19 protein-coding genes are annotated in these 18,693 nt (G+C 72.7%); 9 read left to right on the top strand and 10 right to left on the bottom strand.

Annotation, left to right across the window (positions count from 1 at the left end; all coding sequences use genetic code 11):
- Positions 1-6 precede the first annotated feature (6 nt).
- Complete coding sequence (locus AB0M70_RS01580) at positions 7-1,020, bottom strand: LLM class flavin-dependent oxidoreductase (RefSeq protein WP_365815153.1); 1,014 nt, start codon at positions 1,018-1,020, stop codon at positions 7-9.
- Between the two features lie 90 nt (positions 1,021-1,110).
- On the opposite strand from AB0M70_RS01580, the gene AB0M70_RS01575 reads away from it, so the two are divergent.
- A complete protein-coding gene (locus tag AB0M70_RS01575; protein ID WP_365815151.1) occupies positions 1,111-1,599 on the top strand; it encodes a hypothetical protein in 489 nt (162 codons plus the stop codon).
- A gap of 28 nt (positions 1,600-1,627) precedes the next feature.
- Here AB0M70_RS01575 and AB0M70_RS01570 read toward each other — a convergent pair whose 3' ends face one another.
- On the bottom strand, positions 1,628-1,849 hold the full coding sequence (locus AB0M70_RS01570; protein ID WP_160509111.1) for a dodecin: 222 nt from the start codon (positions 1,847-1,849) through the stop codon (positions 1,628-1,630).
- Between the two features lie 311 nt (positions 1,850-2,160).
- Between AB0M70_RS01570 and AB0M70_RS01565 the strand changes: the two genes are divergently transcribed.
- Positions 2,161-3,414 carry an extracellular solute-binding protein gene (locus AB0M70_RS01565; RefSeq protein WP_365816245.1) on the top strand — a complete coding sequence of 418 codons (1,254 nt, stop codon included), beginning with the start codon at positions 2,161-2,163 and terminating at the stop codon, positions 3,412-3,414.
- 24 nt (positions 3,415-3,438) lie between these two features.
- Here the strand turns inward: AB0M70_RS01565 and egtD are convergent, their stop codons facing one another.
- From egtD to egtA, 4 genes are read right to left on the bottom strand one after another with little or no spacing between them, the layout of a single operon-like run.
- Positions 3,439-4,401, bottom strand: a complete 963-nt coding sequence (egtD, locus tag AB0M70_RS01560; protein ID WP_365815149.1) for an L-histidine N(alpha)-methyltransferase — start codon at positions 4,399-4,401, stop codon at positions 3,439-3,441.
- A complete protein-coding gene (egtC, locus tag AB0M70_RS01555) occupies positions 4,398-5,153 on the bottom strand; it encodes an ergothioneine biosynthesis protein EgtC (protein ID WP_365815147.1) in 756 nt (251 codons plus the stop codon). The genes egtD and egtC overlap by 4 nt, the downstream gene beginning before the upstream one ends.
- Complete coding sequence (egtB, locus tag AB0M70_RS01550) at positions 5,153-6,481, bottom strand: ergothioneine biosynthesis protein EgtB (RefSeq protein ID WP_365815145.1); 1,329 nt, start codon at positions 6,479-6,481, stop codon at positions 5,153-5,155. Before egtB ends, egtC begins: the two co-directional genes overlap by 1 nt.
- Complete coding sequence (gene egtA / locus AB0M70_RS01545; RefSeq protein WP_365815143.1) at positions 6,478-7,818, bottom strand: ergothioneine biosynthesis glutamate--cysteine ligase EgtA; 1,341 nt, start codon at positions 7,816-7,818, stop codon at positions 6,478-6,480. The genes egtB and egtA overlap by 4 nt, the downstream gene beginning before the upstream one ends.
- Positions 7,819-8,073: 255 nt before the next feature.
- Here egtA and AB0M70_RS01540 point away from each other — a divergent pair, with 255 nt between their 5' ends.
- Complete coding sequence (locus AB0M70_RS01540) at positions 8,074-8,958, top strand: TIGR02452 family protein (protein ID WP_365815141.1); 885 nt, start codon at positions 8,074-8,076, stop codon at positions 8,956-8,958.
- Here the strand turns inward: AB0M70_RS01540 and AB0M70_RS01535 are convergent.
- A complete protein-coding gene (locus AB0M70_RS01535; RefSeq protein ID WP_365816243.1) occupies positions 8,912-9,343 on the bottom strand; it encodes a type II toxin-antitoxin system PemK/MazF family toxin in 432 nt (143 codons plus the stop codon). The genes AB0M70_RS01540 and AB0M70_RS01535 overlap by 47 nt on opposite strands.
- Before the next feature lie 7 nt (positions 9,344-9,350).
- On the bottom strand, positions 9,351-10,781 hold the full coding sequence (locus AB0M70_RS01530; protein ID WP_365815139.1) for an amidase: 1,431 nt from the start codon (positions 10,779-10,781) through the stop codon (positions 9,351-9,353).
- 181 nt (positions 10,782-10,962) lie between these two features.
- Here AB0M70_RS01530 and AB0M70_RS01525 point away from each other — a divergent pair, with 181 nt between their 5' ends.
- Positions 10,963-12,015 carry a LacI family DNA-binding transcriptional regulator gene (locus tag AB0M70_RS01525; protein WP_365815137.1) on the top strand — a complete coding sequence of 351 codons (1,053 nt, stop codon included), beginning with the start codon at positions 10,963-10,965 and terminating at the stop codon, positions 12,013-12,015.
- Positions 12,016-12,046: 31 nt separating this feature from the next.
- Here the strand turns inward: AB0M70_RS01525 and trxA are convergent, their stop codons facing one another.
- On the bottom strand, positions 12,047-12,433 hold the full coding sequence (gene trxA / locus AB0M70_RS01520; protein ID WP_363207217.1) for a thioredoxin: 387 nt from the start codon (positions 12,431-12,433) through the stop codon (positions 12,047-12,049).
- Positions 12,434-12,576: 143 nt separating this feature from the next.
- Here trxA and AB0M70_RS01515 point away from each other — a divergent pair, with 143 nt between their 5' ends.
- The 3 genes from AB0M70_RS01515 (at position 12,577) to AB0M70_RS01505 (ending at position 15,688) form a co-directional block, all read left to right on the top strand.
- Complete coding sequence (locus AB0M70_RS01515) at positions 12,577-14,004, top strand: NAD(P)/FAD-dependent oxidoreductase (protein WP_365815135.1); 1,428 nt, start codon at positions 12,577-12,579, stop codon at positions 14,002-14,004.
- 142 nt (positions 14,005-14,146) lie between these two features.
- Positions 14,147-14,896 carry an SDR family oxidoreductase gene (locus AB0M70_RS01510; protein WP_365815133.1) on the top strand — a complete coding sequence of 250 codons (750 nt, stop codon included), beginning with the start codon at positions 14,147-14,149 and terminating at the stop codon, positions 14,894-14,896.
- An 81-nt stretch (positions 14,897-14,977) separates the two neighbouring features.
- On the top strand, positions 14,978-15,688 hold the full coding sequence (locus tag AB0M70_RS01505) for a TetR/AcrR family transcriptional regulator (protein WP_365815131.1): 711 nt from the start codon (positions 14,978-14,980) through the stop codon (positions 15,686-15,688).
- A gap of 72 nt (positions 15,689-15,760) precedes the next feature.
- Here AB0M70_RS01505 and AB0M70_RS01500 read toward each other — a convergent pair whose 3' ends face one another.
- The gene (locus AB0M70_RS01500) at positions 15,761-17,752 is read right to left on the bottom strand and encodes a heavy metal translocating P-type ATPase (RefSeq protein WP_365815129.1); all 1,992 of its coding nucleotides are present in this window, start codon (positions 17,750-17,752) and stop codon (positions 15,761-15,763) included.
- A gap of 103 nt (positions 17,753-17,855) precedes the next feature.
- Here AB0M70_RS01500 and AB0M70_RS01495 point away from each other — a divergent pair, with 103 nt between their 5' ends.
- Complete coding sequence (locus AB0M70_RS01495; protein WP_365815127.1) at positions 17,856-18,221, top strand: metalloregulator ArsR/SmtB family transcription factor; 366 nt, start codon at positions 17,856-17,858, stop codon at positions 18,219-18,221.
- A 42-nt stretch (positions 18,222-18,263) separates the two neighbouring features.
- Positions 18,264-18,689, top strand: coding sequence for a CrcB family protein (locus AB0M70_RS01490; RefSeq protein ID WP_365815125.1), 426 nt, complete (start codon positions 18,264-18,266; stop codon positions 18,687-18,689).
- The last annotated feature ends 4 nt before the right edge of the window (positions 18,690-18,693 follow it).

The raw sequence follows: 18,693 nt of genomic DNA, 5'->3' as shown, positions 1-18,693 counted from the left end.
ACGATTCTAGGTCCCGGCCAGACCCGCGACCCGGGCCAGGCGCCGGAAGGAGTCGAGGAGAGCCTCGCGGTCGTACGTACTGGTCGTGACCAGCACTTCCTGGGCCCCGCTCTCCTTGATCAGGATCTCGAGCTCGTCGGCCACCTGTTCCTCGGTGCCGTGGATGTGGCCGACGAGACCGGACTCGTAGAAGCCGCGCTCCTTCTCGGTCATCGTCATCTCCGGCGACTCGACGCGCTCGGCCGGGGGCAGGGGCGGGAAGGTGCCGTGGGTGCGTGAGTACGCCATGGACCACGCTTCCGGTATGAGCAGGCGGCGGGCCTCCTCGGGGGTCGCGGCGACCGCGACCGTGCCCGAGATGACCACGTACGGCTCGCTCGACCACTCCGACGGGCGGAAGGTGGCGCGGTAGTGATCGATGCCGCGGAGCATCTTCTCGCGGCTCCTGATGTCGCCGATGACCATCGGAAGCCCGGCGCGGGCCGCGACGGTGGCTCCCTCGCCGATGGCCAGGACGAACGGCGGGACGGTCATGCCCTCGCTGGGACGCGCGTGCGCTCCGGTGTCCGACGTGCCGCGGAACCAGCCCAGGAGCTCGGTGAGCTGCGCGGCGAAGTCCTCGGCGTCGTGCTTGTCCCGGCCCAGGGCCTTGCGCACCCCGTCGGTGAACCCCACCGAGCGGCCGAGCCCCATGTCGACGCGCCCGGGGAAGAGTGCTTCGAGGACCCCGAACTGCTCGGCGACGACCAGGGGTTGATGGTTGGGCAGCATCACGCCGCCCGTGCCGACCCGGATGGTGCGCGTCGCGGCGGCCACCGCGGCGGCCAGGACCGTCGGCGCGGAGCCGGCGACGCCCGGCACCGCGTGGTGCTCCGACACCCAGAGGCGGTGATACCCGAGCTCTTCGAGCTCCTGCGCCAGGCGCACGGTGTCGCGCAGGGCCTCGGGCCCCGCGTGCCCCTCGCGGGTGCGGGAGCGGTCGAGGACGGAGAAGCGGGTTGATCCGATCACTGAGGTCACGCCAGGTTCAACGCCTGAGCGGCGCCAGGATTCCCGGCCCCGGGGATGGGGCCGGGCCAGGCCGTCGCGGGAACTGCCTAGGCTGGGCGCGTGAGCGACGACAGCAGGCCGCTGGCCGTATTCGACCTGGACAACACCCTCGCGGACACCGCGCACCGCCAGCGGTTCCTGGAGCGCAGGCCGCGGGACTGGGTGGCGTTCTTCGCGGCGGCTCCGGACGACCCGCCGCTGGCCCAGGGGGTGGAGCTCGCCCTGGAGTCCGCGCGCGAGTGCGAGGTCGTCTACCTCACGGGCAGGCCCGAGCGGTGCCGCGCGGACACCGTGGCGTGGCTTGCGGCACAGGGGCTCCCGGAGGGGCGCATCTGGATGCGCCGCAACGACGACCGGCGGCCCGCCCGCCGGACCAAGCTGGAGATCCTGCGGAGGATCTCCAGGTCCCGTGAGGTCCGGATGCTGGTGGACGACGACGAGCTGGTGTGCGACGAGGCCGAACGGGCGGGCTTCACGGTCGTACGGGCGCGCTGGGCGAGCACATCAGCCGCGTTGAAGGACGCTCAGGAGCGCGAAGGGCGGACGTGACCGATCAGGCGCCGGACCTCGGTGAGGGTCAGGCGCTGTCGCCGTCCTCGAGGCGGAACCCGACCTTCAGGCCCACCTGGTAGTGCTCGATCTCGCCGTTCTCGATGTGGCCGCGCACCTGGGTGACCTCGAACCAGTCCAGCGAGCGCAGCGTCTGCGAGGCGCGGGCGATGCCGTTGCGGATGGCCTGATCGACGCCCTCGTGCGAGGTGCCGACGATCTCGGTGACCCGGTAGGTGTGGTCGGACATGAGGCAGTTCCTCTCCGCCGTGTGATGACGTCACAGCTGTGCGGTGACGTCACTCCACCGTGCCCCACCACGCGGCGGTGCGCGAGGCGGTGGGCGCCGGGCACCCGGCGCCACCCTCCAGTTCGAGCCGCGGGCCGAGAACGGCACCGGAATCCGGGATTTCGGTGCCGTTGCCCCTTGACCGACCCATTGGTACAGACCAAACTCCAGCCATACCCGTTCGAGCCATCAGCTCACCCCCCGCGTCGGGCCCGCCCCTCCCTGTCCGCAGGCAGAAAGTGACCCACGTGAAACCGCACCGCCGCGTCGCCATGTCCCTGACCCTCGTCCTCGCCGCCACCACGCTGCTCCCCGGCTGCGGTGTCCTGCCGGGCGGCGGAGAGGACAGGCGGACCGTCACCGTGTGGCTCATGCGGGGCAGCGCGTCGGCGGAGTTCATCAAGCGGTTCACCACGGACTTCGAGAAGCGCAACGGCGACGTCGACCTGGAGATACGGCTCCAGGAGTGGACCGGCATCGGCGGCAAGGTCAAGGCCGCGCTCAAGGCCGAGGAGGGGCCCGACGTCATCGAGGTCGGCAACACCCAGGTCGCCCAGTACGTCGACGAGGGCGGGCTCTACGACCTCACCCTGGAGTCCGCGCGCGACCTCGGCATGAAGGACTGGCTGCCGGGTCTCGCCGAGCCAGGGCGCTACAACGGCAGCCAGTACGGCATCCCCTGGTACGCCGCGAACCGCGTGGTCATCTACAACAAGGACCTCTTCGAGCGGGCCGGGATCGAGCAGCCGCCGAAGACGCGCGCCCAGTGGATCGCCGACACGGAGCGCCTCAACTCCGGCGGCGACCAGGGAATCTACCTGGCGGGCCAGGACTGGTACACGCTGGCCGGGTTCATCTGGGACGAGGGCGGCGAGCTCGCCACGGAGGCCAAGGGATCGCGCGGCGTGTGGGAGGGCAGCCTGCACACGCCCGCGGCGCTGCGGGGCATGGACTTCTACCGGCAGCTGCAGGCGCTGGGCGAGGGCCCGCGCGACGCGGACGAGGAGCATCCGCCGCAGGCCGGGGTGTTCGCCAAGGGGGACGTGGCGCAGATCGTCGCCGTGCCCGGGACGGCGCGCGCCATCGAGGAGGCGAACCCGAAGCTGAAGGGAAAACTCGGCTACTTCCCGATCCCCGGCAAGACGGCGGCGAAGCCCGGTGCCGTCTTCACCGGCGGATCCGACCTCGTGGTGCGCGGGAAGACCGAGGACCGCGCGGGCGCGGTCGCCGTGATCAAGGCGCTCGCGGGCAAGAAGTGGCAGACCGACCTGGCCAGGACGATGAACTACGTGCCGAACAAGACGACGCTCGCCTCCGCCGTCTCGGGCGAGGAAGGGGTCGCCGCGATGGCCGCGGGCGCCGCCCGGGGCCGGGCGACACCGACCACTCCGAAATGGGCCGCGGTGGAGGCGGACAACCCCATCAAGGCGTACATGTCCAAGGTCCTCGCCGGGGGTGACCCGGCGACGGAGGCGAAGGCCGCCTCGCGCCGGATCACCCGGGAGCTGGACGTCAGCGGGCCGTGAGGCACGCCCGCCCGGTCACGTGGTCTAGCGCGCCACGCTGAGCGAGAGCGCGAAGCGTGCCCTCTCGTCCGTCCACCAGTGGGTCAGCTTCAGGTCGGCGGCGGACAGCTCGGACCGTACCTTCTCCTCGCCGAACTTGGCCGAGATCTCGGTGCGCATCTCCTCGTGGCGTTCGAAGTCGACCGCGAGATCGAGTGCCGGGATCTTCACCGTCTGGGCGGCCAGGGAACGCAGGCGCATCTCGATCCACTCGTGCTCGCGGTCCCAGACGGCCACGTGCGAGAACGCGTCGGGGTCGAAGTCCGCGCCGAGCTCGCGGTTGATCACGGTCAGGACGTTCTTGTTGAAGGACGCGGTGACGCCCGCCCCGTCGTCGTACGCCGAGACGAGCACCGACTCGTCCTTCACCAGGTCCGTGCCGAGCAGCAGCGCGTCACCGGGGGAGAGCAGGGTGCGCACCGACGACAGGAACGCCGAGCGCTCCGCGGGCAGCAGGTTGCCGATCGTGCCGCCGAGGAAGGCGACGAGCCGCGGTCCCGGCGTGCCCGGCAGGGCGAGACCGCCGGTGAAGTCGGCGATGAGGGCGTGCACGTTCAGGGAGGGCCGCGAGGCGATCAGGGCGTTCGCGGCGCCGGTGAGGGCGCTCTCGCTCACGTCCACGGGTACGTAGGTGTGCAGGTCCGCGAGCGCGTCGATCAGATGCCGGGTCTTCTCCGAGGAGCCCGAGCCCAGCTCGATGAGCGTGCGCGCGCCCGTCGCCGCGGCGATCTCCGCGGCACGGGTCTGCAGGATCTCGCGCTCGGCACGCGTCGGGTAGTACTCGGGCAGCGTGGTGATCTCGTCGAAGAGGGCGCTGCCCCGCGCGTCGTAGAACCACTTGGGCGGCAGCGTCTTGGGGGAGTGTGTGAGGCCCTGCAGGACGTCGGCGCGCAGAGCGGCGTCCGTGGCGTCCACGGGCAGGGTGCGGGTCAGCTGGAACGGGCTCACGCGGTGGGCTCCTTGAGCGGGGTCAGCAGGACATCGGTACGGCTTGCGGCGAGCAGGGTGCGGTCGGGGACCTGACGCCAGTGCGGATCGTCGTCGTAGGGCTCGGAGGCCACGACGGTGCGGCGGCCCGGTTCGGCGAGGTACCAGAGGCTGTCGCCCCAGGCGGTCGCGGCGATCGTCTCGCCGTTGGTGAGCAGCAGGTTGAGGCGTGAGCCGGGGGCCGCCTCCGCGACCTCGGTCACGGTGTCCGCGAGGGCCTGGCCCTCGTCGTCACCGCTGCGCAGCCGGCGCAGGACCATGGCCCACACCAGCGCGGAATCGCAGCGTGCCTCCATGGAGAGCAGGTCCGCGGGCGGCAGGAGGCGGGACACCCGGGCCAGCGAGTCGGGCCAGCCCGTGACCGCGCCGTTGTGGCTGAACAGCCAGGTCCCGGCGGCGAAGGGCGCCGCAGCGGCCTCACCGTCCGCGCCCGCCTCGGTCGCGTCGCGCACCGCGGCGAGCACGGCCCCGGACCGGACCACCCGGGCGAGGTCGGCGAAGGACTGGTCGCCCCAGATGGGTCCGGAGCGGCGGTAACGGGCGGGCACCGGGTCACCTTCGGCGTACCATCCCACCCCGAAGCCGTCGGCGTTGACCGTGCCGTGGCGCTGGTGGCGCGGCGCCCACGACTGGCGCAGCAGGCTGTGCGCGGGGTCCACGAGGAGCTTGCCCAGCGGTTCATCCGGCCCGAGGAAGGCCAGGTGTCGGCACATCAGCGGGCCTCCGTCGGACTCGCGTCGCGCGCGGTGCGGAACCCGGAGAAGATCTGCCGCCGGACCGGATGGTCCCAGTTGCGGAACGTACCCCGGCAGGCGACCTCGTCCACGGAGAACGCCCCGCCGCGCAGCACCTTGTAGTCGCCGCCGAAGAAGACGTCCGAGTACTCGCGGTAGGGGAAGGGCGCGAACCCCGGATAGGGCAGGAAGTCGCTGGAGGTCCACTCCCACACGTCGCCGATCAACTGGCGTACGCCGAGAGGCGATTCACCGGCCGGATAGCTGCCGGCCGGGGCCGGGCGAAGGTGGCGCTGGCCCAGGTTCGCGCGCTCGGGCGTGGGGTCCGCGTCGCCCCACGGGTAGCGCATCGAGCGGTCGGTCGCCGGGTCGTGCCGGGCGGCCTTCTCCCACTCCTCCTCGCTGGGCAGACGCCGGCCCGCCCAGCGGGCGTAGGCGTCCGCCTCGTACCAGCTGACGTGCAGCACCGGCTCGTCCGGCGGCACGGCCTCGACGGTCCCGAAGTGGCGGCGCAGCCACTGGCCGCCCTCGCGACGCCAGAACAACGGCGCCGAGAGACTGTTCCCGCGCACCATGTCCCAGCCCGCCGGGGCCCACCACCGCTGCTCCTCATAGCCGCCCTCGGCGATGAAGCGCTGGAACGCGGCGTTGGTCACCGGCGTCGTGTCGATGAAGAACGGCGGGACCAGACGGTGGTGCGCCGGGCGTTCGTTGTCCAGCGCCCATGGCTCGGTGGAGGTGCCCATGGTGAACGGGCCGCCCGGCACCAGGACTTCGGCGGGGCCGCTGAACGGCGGCGCGGGCGCGGGGTCGGGCGCCGTGAGCGCCGTGGGGCCCGAGCGGAGCTGATGGGTGATCAGCATCGTCTCGTCGTGCTGCTGTTCATGCTGCGCGATCATGCCGAACGCGAAGCCCGCATCCGTCAGCGGCGAACCGCGGAAGGGCGTGCTCTCCAGGACGTCGAGGGCACGCCCGCGTACGTCGGCCGCGTAGCGGCGGGCCTCGGCGGGCGCGAGGAGCGGCAGGCTCGGCCGCTCGGAGCGGGGGTGCTCGAAGGCGTCGTACAGGCCGTCGATCTCGGGCCGCATGGCGTCACGGCCCGCCACCGCCCGCAGCAGCCACAGCTCCTCCTGGTTGCCGATGTGGGCGAGGTCCCAGACCAGGGGCGACATCAACGGCGAGTGCTGTGCGGTCAGTTCGGGCTCCTCGACGCACGTGGTGAGGAGCGAGGTGCGGTCCCTGGCGGCCAGCAGAGCCGCCTGGGCGCGTCGGCGAAGCGCATCGGGATCGCTGACGGTTCCGGTCATCGGAGGATGTCCTTCTCGTGCTCGTGTTCGTGGTAGTGGGGGTGGCCGTGCCGGTTCCCGTCGAGCAGGTCGTCCGCGGGGCAGCGGCCCCGCGCGACATACCGCTCGGCGTACGCGGCGACGGCTTCGCACACCTCGGCGCCCGCACCGAGGCGGGGCAACGCGTCGAGGGCGGCCGCGAAACACACGGCCGCGGCCTCGCGCAGCTCCGGGTCGGTGAGTCCGTCCCGCGCCGCGTCCAGCCACAGCGGGCTGCGCGGCGCCGCGGGCGCACCCGGCGGGCACGCGCGCTCGGCCAGCGGCTTCACGGTGCGGTACGCGGTCTCGGCGGCCTGCGGGTCGTCGAACAGCGCACTCGTCACGGCGAGCGGCACGATCCAGCCGTACTGTCCCGGCTGGGCGTCGACCATCCGCAGCTCCAGGTGGCCGCGCGGGCGTACCGGCGGGAAGAGCGTGGTCAGGTGGTAGTCGAGGTCGTCGCGGGTGGGCGGGCGTGGCGCCCCCTTGCGGGCCCAGTCACGGAAGGTCAGCCCCTCCGGGACGGCCCAGGGCGCGTCGTCGTCACCGTCCTGCGATCTGACGAACATCACCGGCGCGTCCAGGGCGTGCCGGGCCCAGGCCGCCCGCGGCTCCGCGTCCAGCGGCGGCGCGCCCGACGTGCCCGGCGCGACGGACGCCCACACGGCCTGCCGCGTGGAACGCCAGCCGGTGTAACGCCCGTTCTGGAACGGTGAGTTGGCGAACGCGGCGACCAGCACGGGGCCCAGCAGATGCGCGAGCCGCCAGCGGCGTCCGTAGCCGAGCGGGCCCGGCTCCTCGTGCCCCGCGTCCAGGCAGATCTGCACGGACGCCGTGGAGCACATCATGCGGCGGCCCGCGGGACCCGTGCGGTCGAGGTAGCACTCCATCGCGTCGTAGCGCGGCCGGTGCAGGATGCGGGACGGCGGGCGCCAGGGATCGGCACCGAGTCCGGTGAGCGTCAGATCCAGGGCGGCGAGGCGGTCACGTACGAGGGAGAGGTCCGCCGATACGGCGGTCACGCACTCCATGAGCGAGGCGGCGGGGAGCGAGCTGAGCTCCAGCTGGCCGCCTGGTTCGACGGTGATCAGGGAGTGCAGGGGCAGGGCCCGCAGTGCGGCGTAGGCCGCTTCGAGGCGGGCGGGGGAGACGGGCAGATGGAGCCGGTGCGGCTCGTGGATCAGCCATTCCAGTTCGACACCGGTGATGCGCGGTGGCCCGGTCTTGAAGCAGATGCCGGCGACCAGCGCCTCTGCCTCGGACTCGGATACCGCGGTGCCGTACTTCGCGCGGTACGTCGTACAGTCACCCTCGGGCATGCTGAGGTCCTCCTGTTCAGGTCCTGCCTGGTCCCACGGTTGTGGACCACCCGGCCGACTCGGTCGGGGTGGCCCGGGCCGGTCGGGGTCGGCAGCGCTCACACCACCCAAGACCCTGTCGGCCGTTCGCACAAGAGTGCCCCTGGGGCCGTGCCGGTGCCAGGGAATTCTGTTGCGGCGGACGTCGGCGGAAGCTCACGATGCGTTCATGTGTGAGACGGGGGACGCAGGCGCGTCCGGTTCGGGGGAGCGGGCATGAGTGCGCGACTGCGCGGAATCGCGCAGCAGACCGAGGAGATCGTGGCAGCAGGGCGGTACGTCGCTCCGGGTGGCCGGGAGGTGGTGATCGCTGCTGCCGTGGACGCCGCGCGCTCCGGTACGCGGATGTTCGGTCCGGCGGCCCTGGATGTGACTGCGGTGACTCCCGTGACGCCCGTGATGCCGCCCGAGCTGATCCCCACGGTAGTCGAGGTCACCGGGGAGAGCAGCTTGGAGGCCGCGCGGCGCCTGACGGCCGCGGACGAGGGCCCGGTGGCCGTCCTGAACTTCTCCTCCGCGCGCAATCCCGGCGGCGGCTACCTGAACGGCGCCCAGGCGCAGGAGGAGGCACTCTGCCGGGCCTCGGCGCTCTACACGTGCGTGCGCTCGGCCCGGGAGTTCTACGACCACCACCGCGCCCACCGCGACCCCTTCTACACCGACCGCGTGATCCACTCGCCGGGCGTGCCGGTCTTCCGCGACGACAAGGGGCGGCTGCTCGACCACGCGTACGAGGTCGGCTTCCTGACCTCGGCGGCGCCGAACGCGGGCGTCGTGCTGCGCCAGGCCCCCGAGCGCGCGCAGGATCTTCCGGCCGCCCTGGCCCGGCGCGCGGAGCGGGTCCTGGAGACCGCCGCGGCCTGCGGCTACCGGCGGCTCGTGCTCGGCGCGTGGGGCTGCGGGGTCTTCCAGAACGACCCCGCCCAGGTCGCGGACGCGTTCCGGGTGCTGCTCGACGAAGGTGGTCGGTTCCACGGGTACTTCGGGCACATCGTGTTCGGGGTGCTCGACCGTACGCGCGGCGCGGTGACGCGGGCCGCCTTCGAGGAAGCGTTCAGCGCCAGCCGTAGCGCTCTTGGAGCCGCCGCACGACGAGGTTGAACCTCATCCGGTCGAGCGCGCACGCCTCGCGCCGCATGCCCGCGTCGTGCACCCGGAGCACCCGGTCGATGTCGACCCAGGACTCGCGTCCCTCGCGGTCCCAGGGCCCGCTGCCGATCGGCACCCACTCACGGTCATTCGCGTGCTGCTTGCTGGAGAGCTGCACCGCGAGCAGCGTGCCGCGCGCCTCGCGGGCGACGACCAGGACGGGGCGGTCCTTGCCGCGCCCGTCGTTCTCCTCGTAGGGCACCCACGTCCAGACGATCTCGCCGGGGTCGGGATCGCCGTCGTGCGCGGGCGCGTATGTCGTCTGCACCCGGCCGACCTCGCGCGGCTGGGCCTCGGTGGTCGCGGTGCGTCCGGTACGGCCCGGGTGCGCGGTCATCTGCGGGTCATCGGTGTTGGCTGTCACGCGGGCCACCGTAGATCCCGGGCCACTGCTCGTACCAGCGCTGATCGGCCTCCAGTTGTGCGGCGAGCGAGATCAGGAGCGGCTCGCTGTCCGCGGGCCCGAGCAGTTGCGCGCCGACCGGAAGGCCGTCGCCGACCCTGCCCGCGGGCACGTTGACGCCGGGCCAGCCAAGGACGTTCCACGGCCACGCGTAGGGGCAGGCGGCGATCATGGCCTGGTCGGTGCGCCAGCCGCTGAGGGCCGCCATGGTGCCTATCCGCGGCGGGGGAGTGGCGGTGGTGGGCGTGAGGACGACGTCGTACGTCGAGAAGATCGCGCCGACGCTGCGCTGCAGGGCGCCCTCGGCGCGGCGGGCCAGGCGCAGCGGGGCGCCGCCGAGCAACCGGCCCAGGCGAGCCGCCTCCTTGGTCCGTGGGTCGAGGAGGCTGGGGTCCGGCACCGCGCGGGCCCAGTCCGCGATGCCCGCCGTGCCGCGGGGCACGAAGCCGAGGCCGATCTGGCCGTAGCGCGGGTCGTCCTCCACGACGTCGTGTCCGAGGGCGGCAAGGCGGTCGGCGAGGACCATGACCTTGCGCCGCACCACGGGATGCAGCCGCTTGGGCGTCGCGGTGAACGGCATGCGCAGGGAGAGGGCGATGCGCAGCCGGCCCGGCTCGCGGGTCGCCGCGTCCGTGGCACTGATGGTCGGCGGCTTGTGCAGGTCACCGCTGTGGTTGCCGCTCGCCGCGTCGAGCAGCAGGGCCGCGTCGGCGACGGTCCTCGCGAGGGGGCCGTTGACGGTGATGCCGTTGAAGGCCTCGGGCCAGGGCCAGGTCGAGATGCGGCCGCGCTGCGGTTTGATGCCGACGAGATGGGTCCAGGCGGCGGGTATGCGCACCGAGCCCGCGCCGTCCGAGCCGAGCGCGGCGGGCACCAGGCCCGCGGCGACCGCGGCCGCCGAGCCGCCCGACGAACCGCCGGGAGTGTGGCCGGTGTGCCAGGGGTTGCGGGTGTCCCCGAAGCCGGGCCCCTCCGTGAAGGGCCACTGCCCGAGCTCGCACGTGTTGGTCTTGCCGACGATCACCGCTCCGGCCGCCCGCAGCCGGCGCACCGACTCGGCGTCCTCCTTCTTCGGCGGAAAGTCGCCCCGGCATCCGAACGCGGTCGGCTCTCCGGCCATATCGGTGTCGTCCTTGACGGCGAGTGGCACGCCGAGCAGCGGCCGCCCCGTCCCGCCGGACGCCAACTCCCGGTCGGCGGCGTCCGCTTCGGCGAGCGCGGCCTCGGCCCGCATCAGCTTGAACGCGTTGAGCGTGGGCTGGGAGGCCTCGATCCGCGCCAGCGTCCGTTCCGTCAGCTCACGTGCGGACACTTCTCCGTCTGCCAACGCGCGAGCGGTGCGCGCGAGTCCATCGGCACGGTCGACAGTCATGTGGGGGCACCTTTGATCGACGGGCAGGTGCAGGCACGCTAACCGGCCGGTCCGTAACGCGGTACGTGGGCAGGGAAGTTCACGCCGCGCACGGCGGCCGGGGGCGCGACGAAGCGGGCCGGGGGCGCCACGGCGCCCGCTTGGGAGCGCTCGCGCGCCGTCTGGAAGGATGAGCCCCGTCATGGTGCAGATACCGAACAAGACCGCACAGAAGTCCGCGCGCGAGCCGGCGCAGTACTCCGTGCCGACGAGCGCCGACGTGGCGCGCCTGGCGGGGGTCTCGCGCGCGACGGTCTCGTACGTCCTGAACAACACGAGCGCCGTCCGCATCAGCGAGCCCACCCGCCGCCGTGTCCACGAGGCCGCGAAGGAACTGGGCTACGTCCCGCACGCCGCGGCCCGCAGCCTGCGCGCCGGACACAGCCGTGTGGTCCTGATGCCCACGCCGCAGATCCCGGTGGGCCCGCTCTTCAGCGAGTTCTTCAACGAGCTGCAGTGGGCGCTGAGCCGCTTCGACTACACGGTCGTGCAGTACGGCAGCCTCGGCCTGACCGGCGAGGAGGCGGCCCGCGCCTGGGCCGAGCTGCGTCCGGTGGCGGTCCTCGCCCCCGACGCGTCGGGGCTCGGCGCGCGCGGTGTGAACGTCCTGAAGCGCTCGGGCGCCAAGGCCGTCTTCACGATCGGCCCGCAGCGGGCGGAGGGCGCCCACGCCCTGCTCATGGACCAGCGTCTGGTCGGAGAGTGCGCCGCCACCCATCTTCTGGAGCGCGGCAGCCGGCACATCGGCGTCGTGATCCCCGAGGAGAGGGGCCTGGAAGCCTTCGCGCGCCCGCGCTCCGACGGCATCCGCCGCACCGTGGCGCAGCACGGCACGGAGGTCACGATGACCGAGCTGCCCCTGGCCTACGACGAGGAGTCCGCGGCGCGGCTCGCGGCGGGCTGGCGCACCCTCGGCGTCGACGGGGTGTTCACGTACAACGACGAGTTCGCGATGCTGCTGATGCGGGCGCTGCAGGACGAAGGCATCGCCGTCCCCGAGGAGACGGCGATGATCGGCGCCGACGACTTGATGCTCGGCAGGCTCCTGCGGCCGCGGCTCAGCACGGTCCGCATCGAGCTGCCGTCGGGTCAGAAGCTCGCGGAGCTCGTCGACCGGGTCGTGCGCGACCCGGGCATGGAGCCCGAGGTGCACGACGTGCTCGGTGCGACGGCAGTGCACCGCGAGTCAAGCTGACCCCTGTGCTGACGGGTCTTGCTGGTCCCGCTTACTGCTCCTGCGCCTCGGCCTTGGCCTGCTCCTCGGCGACGGACTTGCGGACCTCGTCCATGTCCAGCTGCCTGGCCTGTCCGATGACGTCCTGGAGGGCGGCCTCCGGCAGGGCGCCGGGCTGCGCGAACACGGCCACCTGATCGCGGACGATCATCAGCGTCGGGATCGACTGGATGCCGAAGGCCTGAGCGAGCTCGGGCTGCGACTCCGTGTCCACCTTGCCGAAGACCATGTCGGGGTTGGCTTCGGCGGCCTTGTCGTAGACGGGCGCGAACGACTTGCACGGGCCGCACCAGTCGGCCCAGAAGTCGATCAGGACGAATTCGTTGTCCGTGACCGTCTGGTCGAAGTTCTCCTTGGTGAGCTCCACAGTCGTGCTCATGGTGTTTCCCTCTTCCTGCTGTCAGTCGAAGCCGTAGTGCACAACGGGCCGGGCGGCAGACATATTCCGCGCGCTCACCCGTGCCCGCTGTCGCGCGCGTACCCATGTGGCCACGGCGCACACCTGCGACCACACTGGCTTCCATGACGGATTCGAAGACATACGACGTAGTGGTCCTTGGTGCTGGTCCGGTGGGGGAGAACGTCGCGGACCGGGCCCGTGCGGGCGGCCTGAGCGTGGCGATCGTGGAGAGCGAACTCGTCGGGGGTGAATGCTCGTACTGGGCGTGCATGCCGAGCAAGGCGCTGCTGCGCCCGGTGATCGCCCGCGCGGACGCCCGCAGGGTGCCCGGACTGCGCCAGTCGGTGCAGGGGCCCCTGGACGCGTCGGCGGTCCTGGCGCACCGGGACTACTACACCTCCCACTGGAAGGACGACGGCCAGGTCGGCTGGCTGGAGTCGATCGGCATCGACCTCTACCGCGGCCACGGCCGCATCGCGGGCACCCGCCAGGTGACCGTCACGGGCTCCGACCACACCGAGCAGACCCTCACGGCCCGCCACGCGGTGGCGGTGTGCACCGGCACCCGGGCCGCCCTGCCCGACCTGCCGGGCCTGGCCGACGTGAAGCCGTGGACGAGCCGCGAGGCCACCAGCGCGGACCACGTGCCGGGACGCCTCGCGGTGGTCGGCGGCGGTGTGGTCGCCGTGGAGATGGCCACGGCCTGGCAGGCGCTCGGCTCACAGGTCACCCTGCTCGTCCGCGGCGATGACGGCCTGCTCCCGCGCATGGAGCCGTTCGCCGGGGAACTGGTCACCAAGGCGCTGACGGAGGCGGGCGCAGAGGTCCGTACGGGCGTCTCCGTGACCGGCGTGCGGCGGGAGAACGGCACGGTCACCGCGACCCTGAGCGACGGCGGCACCCTCGAGGCCGACGAGATCCTCTTCGCCACGGGCCGTGCCCCGCGCACCGACGACCTCGGCCTGGAGACGATCGGCATGGAACCGGGCTCCTGGCTGCCGGTCGACGAGAGCCTGCGGGTGCAGGGCAGCGACTGGCTCTACGCGGTGGGCGACGCCAACCACCGCGCGCTCCTCACCCACCAGGGCAAGTACCAGGCCCGCATCGCCGGGGCCGCGATCACCGCCCGCGCCCAGGGCGTGCCCCTCCTGGAGACCGACGCCTGGGGCGCGCACTCGGCCACCGCCGACCACGCCGCCGTACCCCAGGTGGTCTTCACCGACCCCGAGGCGGCCTCGGCGGGCCTGACCCTCGCGGAGGCGGAATCCGCGGGGCACCGCGTGCGCGCCGTGGACTACGACATGGCGGGCGTGGCGGGGGCCGGCCTCTACGCGGACGGCTACGAGGGCCGTGCCCGCATGGTCGTCGACCTCGACCGGGAGGTCCTGCTCGGCGTGACCTTCGTGGGCCCCGGCGTCGGCGAACTCATCCACTCGGCGACGGTGGCGATCGCGGGGGAGGTGCCGATCGACCGGCTGTGGCACGCGGTTCCGGCGTATCCCACGGTCAGTGAGGTGTGGCTGCGTCTGCTCGAGACATATCGCGGCTAGTCCCGCGGGCAGGCAGCGCGCGGTCGGCGTAACAGCGCTACCAGCGGTGGTAGCGCTGTTAACGTCTAGGTGTTAGCGTTGCTCTCCTCGGGTGGTGGAGAGCGCCACCCGCCCCTCCGAACTCGGAACAGGGAGCAACGCCATGAGTGAGCAGCAGTCGAGCGCGTCCCGCCGGGTGGCCCTGGTCACCGGCGGTTCGCGCGGCATCGGCCGGGAGAGTGCCGAGCGTCTGGCCGCCGACGGGTTCGCCGTCGTCGTCAACTACGCGGGCAACAAGACCGAGGCCGACGCGGCGGTGGCCGCGATCACCGACGCCGGGGGTGCGGCGATCGCGCACCGCGCCGACGTGGCCGACGAGAACGCGGTGTCCGCCCTCTTCGACGCCGCCGAGGAAACCTTCGGCGGCATCGACGTGGTCGTCCACGCGGCGGGTGTCATGACCCTCGCCCCGCTGGCCGAGACCGATCTGGACGCCCTCGACCGCATGCACCGCACCAACATCCGCGGCACGTTCGTCGTCGACCAGCAGGCCGCGCGCCGGCTGCGGGCCGGTGGCGCGATCATCAACTTCTCCAGCTCCGTCGTGGGTCTCGCCATCCCCGGCTACAGCGCCTACGCCGCCACCAAGGGTGCCGTCGAGGCCATGACGCTGATCCTGGCCAGGGAGCTGCGCGGCCGCGACATCACGGTGAACGCGGTCGCCCCCGGGCCCACGGCCACCGCCCTGTTCCTGGACGGCAAGGACGAGGAGACCGTCGCCAGGATGGCCGCCCAGCCGCCGCTGGAGCGGCTCGGCACCCCCCAGGACATCAGCGAGGTCGTCTCCTTCCTTGCGGGACCCGCCCGCTGGGTCAACGGCCAGGTCCTGCGCGCCAACGGCGGCATCGTCTGACCGCAGGGGTTTTGAGTGATGTCCACTGACCGCAGCACGCCCGCGTATCAGCGCTACGGCGGCCCTGCTAGCGTCCCCCGGGTGAGTACGCGCGAACGCATCCTGGAAGTGGCGGCACGCCTGGTCGCGGAGTCGGACGACGGAGACGTCTCCACGCGGGCCGTGTGCGAGGCCGCGCAGGTGGGCGCCCCGGCGCTGTACCGGTACTTCGGGGACAAGCAGGGGCTGCTCGCGGCCGTGGTCGACCACGGCTTCGACCAGTACCTGGCGACCAAGCGGCGGCGCGAGACCACCGCGGACCCGGTCGACGACCTGCGCGACGGCTGGGACAGCCATGTGGACTTCGCGCTGCGCAACCCGAACCTCTACCGGCTCATGAACTCACCCGCGATGCGGACCCCGCCCGCCGCGGCCCTGGAGTCCCACCAGATCCTCACGCGCGACCTGGAACGGGCCGCGGCACAGGGCAAGTTGCGGCTGGCTCCCGAACTGGCCGCCCAGATGGTGATGTCGGCCAACGTGGGCGTGGCGCTCATGCTCGTCGCCCGTCCGGCCACGTTCGTTGACCCCGACGTGTCGCGGCGCGTACGGGACGCGGTGCACGCCGCCATTTTCACCCCGGAAGCCGCCGAGAGCCGTGGCGGTGCGCCGCGGGAGGCCGGGCAGGGTGAGGTGCAACTGCCTGCCGCCGCGGCCAGGTTGAGCGCGACGCTGGCAGCGGAACCCCCGCAGGCGCTCACCTCCGCCGAGACGGCTCTCCTCAGCGAGTGGCTCGACCGGCTCTCGCGCTGAGAGCGTCCCCGTCCCGGCGCGGTCGTACGAGGAGATCGACCTCCCGCGGCTTCCGCACCCCCTCGGGCCCCGTCAGTCCTCCGCGTCCCGCCACGCCGTCTCCCGCAGCAGTCGCAGCCCGTTGAGGCCCACGATCACCGTGGAGCCCTCGTGGCCGAGCACGCCGAGAGGGAGCGGCAGGTCGCCGACCAGGTCCCACGTGACCAGGACGGCGATGAACGTGCCGGCGATCACCAGGTTCTGCACCACGAGGCCGCGAGCCCGCCGGGACAGGGCGATCACCCGCGGCACGGTGGCGAGTTCGTCCCGCACGATGACCGCGTCGGCGGTCTCCAGGGCGAGGTCGGAACCGGCCCGGCCCATCGCGATGCCGGTATGGGCGGCGGCGAGGGCGGGCGCGTCGTTGACGCCGTCTCCGATGACGAGGACCTTGTGTCCCTCACCCTCCACCCCGCGTACCGCCGAAACCTTGTCCTGCGGGAGCAGTCCGGCCCGTACGTCCTCGATGCCGACCTCGGCCGCGACCCGGGCCGCTGCCTGCGCGTTGTCTCCGGTAAGCAGCATGGGCGTCGTACCGGTGAAGGACTTCAGGGCGGTGACGGTGGTCGCGGCGTCGGGGCGCAGGCGGTCGGCGATGCCGAGCACACCCGCGGGGATTCCGTCGCGCATCACCAGGACGGCCGTCTGGCCACCCTCGCCCAACTGCATGGCGAGGGCGCGTACTTCGCCGCTGGCCGCGTCCGCGGGCCCGCCGCCCGGCCCGGCTCCGAGCAGCCGTGCCGGAGCGCCCACCTGGACCTCCGTACCCCCGACCGTGGCGCTGACCCCGACCCCCGGCGTCGACGCGAAGTCCGACACCGGCGGAAGGTCCAGGCCGCGAGCCCGCGCGGCGGCCACCACGGCGCGGGCCAGGGGGTGTTCGCTGCGGTGCTCGGCCGCCGCCGCGAGCGCGAGGAGGGTGGCGTCGGTCAGGCCGCTGCCGGGGAGCGCGTGGACGGCGGTCACCCGGGGCGTGCCCTCGGTCAGGGTGCCCGTCTTGTCGAGGGCGACCGCGTCGACCTGTCCCAGCCGCTCCATCACGACGGCCGACTTCACCAGGACGCCGTGCCGCCCCGCGTTCGCGATCGCCGAGAGCAGCGGCGGCATCGTGGCGAGGACCACCGCGCACGGCGATGCCACGATCATGAACGTCATGGCCCGCAGCAGCGCCCCGGTCAGGTCGTCGCCGAAGGCCAGCGGCACGGCGAAGACGGCGAGCGTGGCGACGACCATGCCCAGCGAGTACCGCTGCTCGACCTTCTCGATGAACAGCTGCGTCGGCGCCTTGGTCTCCGACGCCTCCTCGACCATCGCCACGATCCGCGCGATCACCGAGTCCGACGCGTCACGCCCGACCCGCACCCGCAACGCCCCGGCCCCGTTCAGCGTGCCCGCGAACACCTCGTCCCCTGCACCCTTGGCGACCGGCAGCGGCTCCCCGGTGATCGTCGCCTGATCGACGTCACTGGCTCCTTCGAGCACCTCACCGTCCGCGCCGACCCGCTCGCCGGGCCGTACGAGGACGATGTCGCCGACCTTCAACTCGGCCGTGTCGACGCTCTCTTCGGTGCCCCCGTCGCTCACCCGCGTGGCCGTGGCCGGCGCGAGGTCGAGCAGGCTGCGCACCGAATCGGCGGTACGAGCGGTGGCAAGGGCCTCCAGGGCGCCCGACGTGGCGAAGATGACGATGAGCAGCGCCCCGTCCATCACCTGCCCGATCGAGGCGGCGCCGAGGGCCGCGACGATCATCAGCAGGTCCACGTCCAGGGTCTTCTCGCGCAGCGCCCGCAGGCCCGCGAGCGCGGGATCCCAGCCCCCGGTCACGTACGCGACGGCGTACAGCGCGCCCCACAGCCAGGAGGGCGTTCCGGCCAGTTGGAGCGGCAGCGCGATCAGGAACGCGGCCGTCGCCGCGGCCGCCCAGCGGGCCTCGGCCAGCGCGAGGACGCGGGTGCGGCGGCGTGGGGGTGCCGCTGGACCGGCGGGGGTTCCCTGGTCGGGGCGGGGGAGCAGGGCAGTGGGCATGGCGAGGTAACCCTTCGCGGGCTGGAGGACGGCAACACCCACACCGTACAGGAATGAATGAACAGCTTTTCATGCGTACATGTGTCATCGCTAGGATGGCGCCATGGGCCACGGAGTCGACGACAAGAGCAACGCCACCACGCGCGAACGCCTGGACACCGTGGGGGCCGCCGACGTCGCCGCCACGCTCCAGGCCCTGGCGACGCCTTCGCGGCTGCTGATCCTCGCCCGTCTGCAGGAGGGCCCCTGCGCCGCCGGCGACCTGGCCGAAGCGGTCGGCATGGAGCAGTCGGCCTGCTCCCACCAGCTGCGCCTGCTGCGCAACCTCGGCCTCATCACCGGCGAACGGCGCGGCCGGTCCGTCATCTACGCCCTCTACGACCACCACGTGGCCGAACTCCTCGACCAGGCGCTCTTCCACGTCGAGCACCTGCGCCTCGGTCTGCGGGACACCCCGCCCGGCGGCTAGCCTGAGGGCGATCTTCAGTGGCGCTCTCTCGATTCCGCGCAGGTGAGACAGGTGAGACACGGCGTGTGGCCCGTGGTGGCGGTCGTGGCCGCCGGCGGCGCGATCGGCGCGTCGGCTCGCTACGGCGCGTCCCTGATCTGGCCGACCGCCCCCGGCACCTTCCCCACGACGACGCTCCTGGTGAACGTCGTCGGATGCGCGGTCATGGGCGCCTTCATGGCGATCCTCACCGAGGTGCGGGCCCCGCACCGGCTGCTGCGGCCCTTCTTCGGCACCGGCGTGCTCGGCGGCTTCACCACCTTCTCCACCTACGCCGTGGACTTCGAGCGCCTGGTGGCGGGCGGCCACGCCGGCACGGGCCTCGCCTATCTCGGACTGACGCTGCTCGCGGCCCTCGCGGCGGTGTGGGGCGCGGCGTGGGCGACCCGCCGCGTGGTCGTACCGATGGTCGTCCGGAGGCGGGCATGACCGG

Origin of the sequence: Streptomyces sp. NPDC051214, from assembly GCF_040682375.1 — a bacterium.
GTDB lineage: Bacteria > Actinomycetota > Actinomycetes > Streptomycetales > Streptomycetaceae > Streptomyces.
Note: the sequence above shows the minus strand (reverse complement) of the source record. Positions and strands in the feature narration are given on the sequence as shown.

Excerpts from the sequence above, each read along its gene's own strand:
- AB0M70_RS01570 (WP_160509111.1), bottom strand. The coding sequence starts at position 1,849 with ATGTCCGACCACACCTACCGGGTCACCGAGATCGTCGGCACCTCGCAC.
- AB0M70_RS01565 (WP_365816245.1), top strand. The coding sequence starts at position 2,161 with ATGTCCCTGACCCTCGTCCTCGCCGCCACCACGCTGCTCCCCGGCTGC.
- egtC (WP_365815147.1), bottom strand. The coding sequence starts at position 5,153 with ATGTGCCGACACCTGGCCTTCCTCGGGCCGGATGAACCGCTGGGCAAG.
- egtB (WP_365815145.1), bottom strand. The coding sequence starts at position 6,481 with ATGACCGGAACCGTCAGCGATCCCGATGCGCTTCGCCGACGCGCCCAG.
- egtA (WP_365815143.1), bottom strand. The coding sequence starts at position 7,818 with ATGCCCGAGGGTGACTGTACGACGTACCGCGCGAAGTACGGCACCGCG.
- AB0M70_RS01540 (WP_365815141.1), top strand. The coding sequence starts at position 8,074 with ATGAGTGCGCGACTGCGCGGAATCGCGCAGCAGACCGAGGAGATCGTG.
- AB0M70_RS01535 (WP_365816243.1), bottom strand. The coding sequence starts at position 9,343 with ATGACCGCGCACCCGGGCCGTACCGGACGCACCGCGACCACCGAGGCC.
- AB0M70_RS01530 (WP_365815139.1), bottom strand. The coding sequence starts at position 10,781 with ATGACTGTCGACCGTGCCGATGGACTCGCGCGCACCGCTCGCGCGTTG.
- AB0M70_RS01525 (WP_365815137.1), top strand. The coding sequence starts at position 10,963 with ATGGTGCAGATACCGAACAAGACCGCACAGAAGTCCGCGCGCGAGCCG.
- trxA (WP_363207217.1), bottom strand. The coding sequence starts at position 12,433 with ATGAGCACGACTGTGGAGCTCACCAAGGAGAACTTCGACCAGACGGTC.
- AB0M70_RS01515 (WP_365815135.1), top strand. The coding sequence starts at position 12,577 with ATGACGGATTCGAAGACATACGACGTAGTGGTCCTTGGTGCTGGTCCG.
- AB0M70_RS01510 (WP_365815133.1), top strand. The coding sequence starts at position 14,147 with ATGAGTGAGCAGCAGTCGAGCGCGTCCCGCCGGGTGGCCCTGGTCACC.
- AB0M70_RS01500 (WP_365815129.1), bottom strand. The coding sequence starts at position 17,752 with ATGCCCACTGCCCTGCTCCCCCGCCCCGACCAGGGAACCCCCGCCGGT.
- AB0M70_RS01495 (WP_365815127.1), top strand. The coding sequence starts at position 17,856 with ATGGGCCACGGAGTCGACGACAAGAGCAACGCCACCACGCGCGAACGC.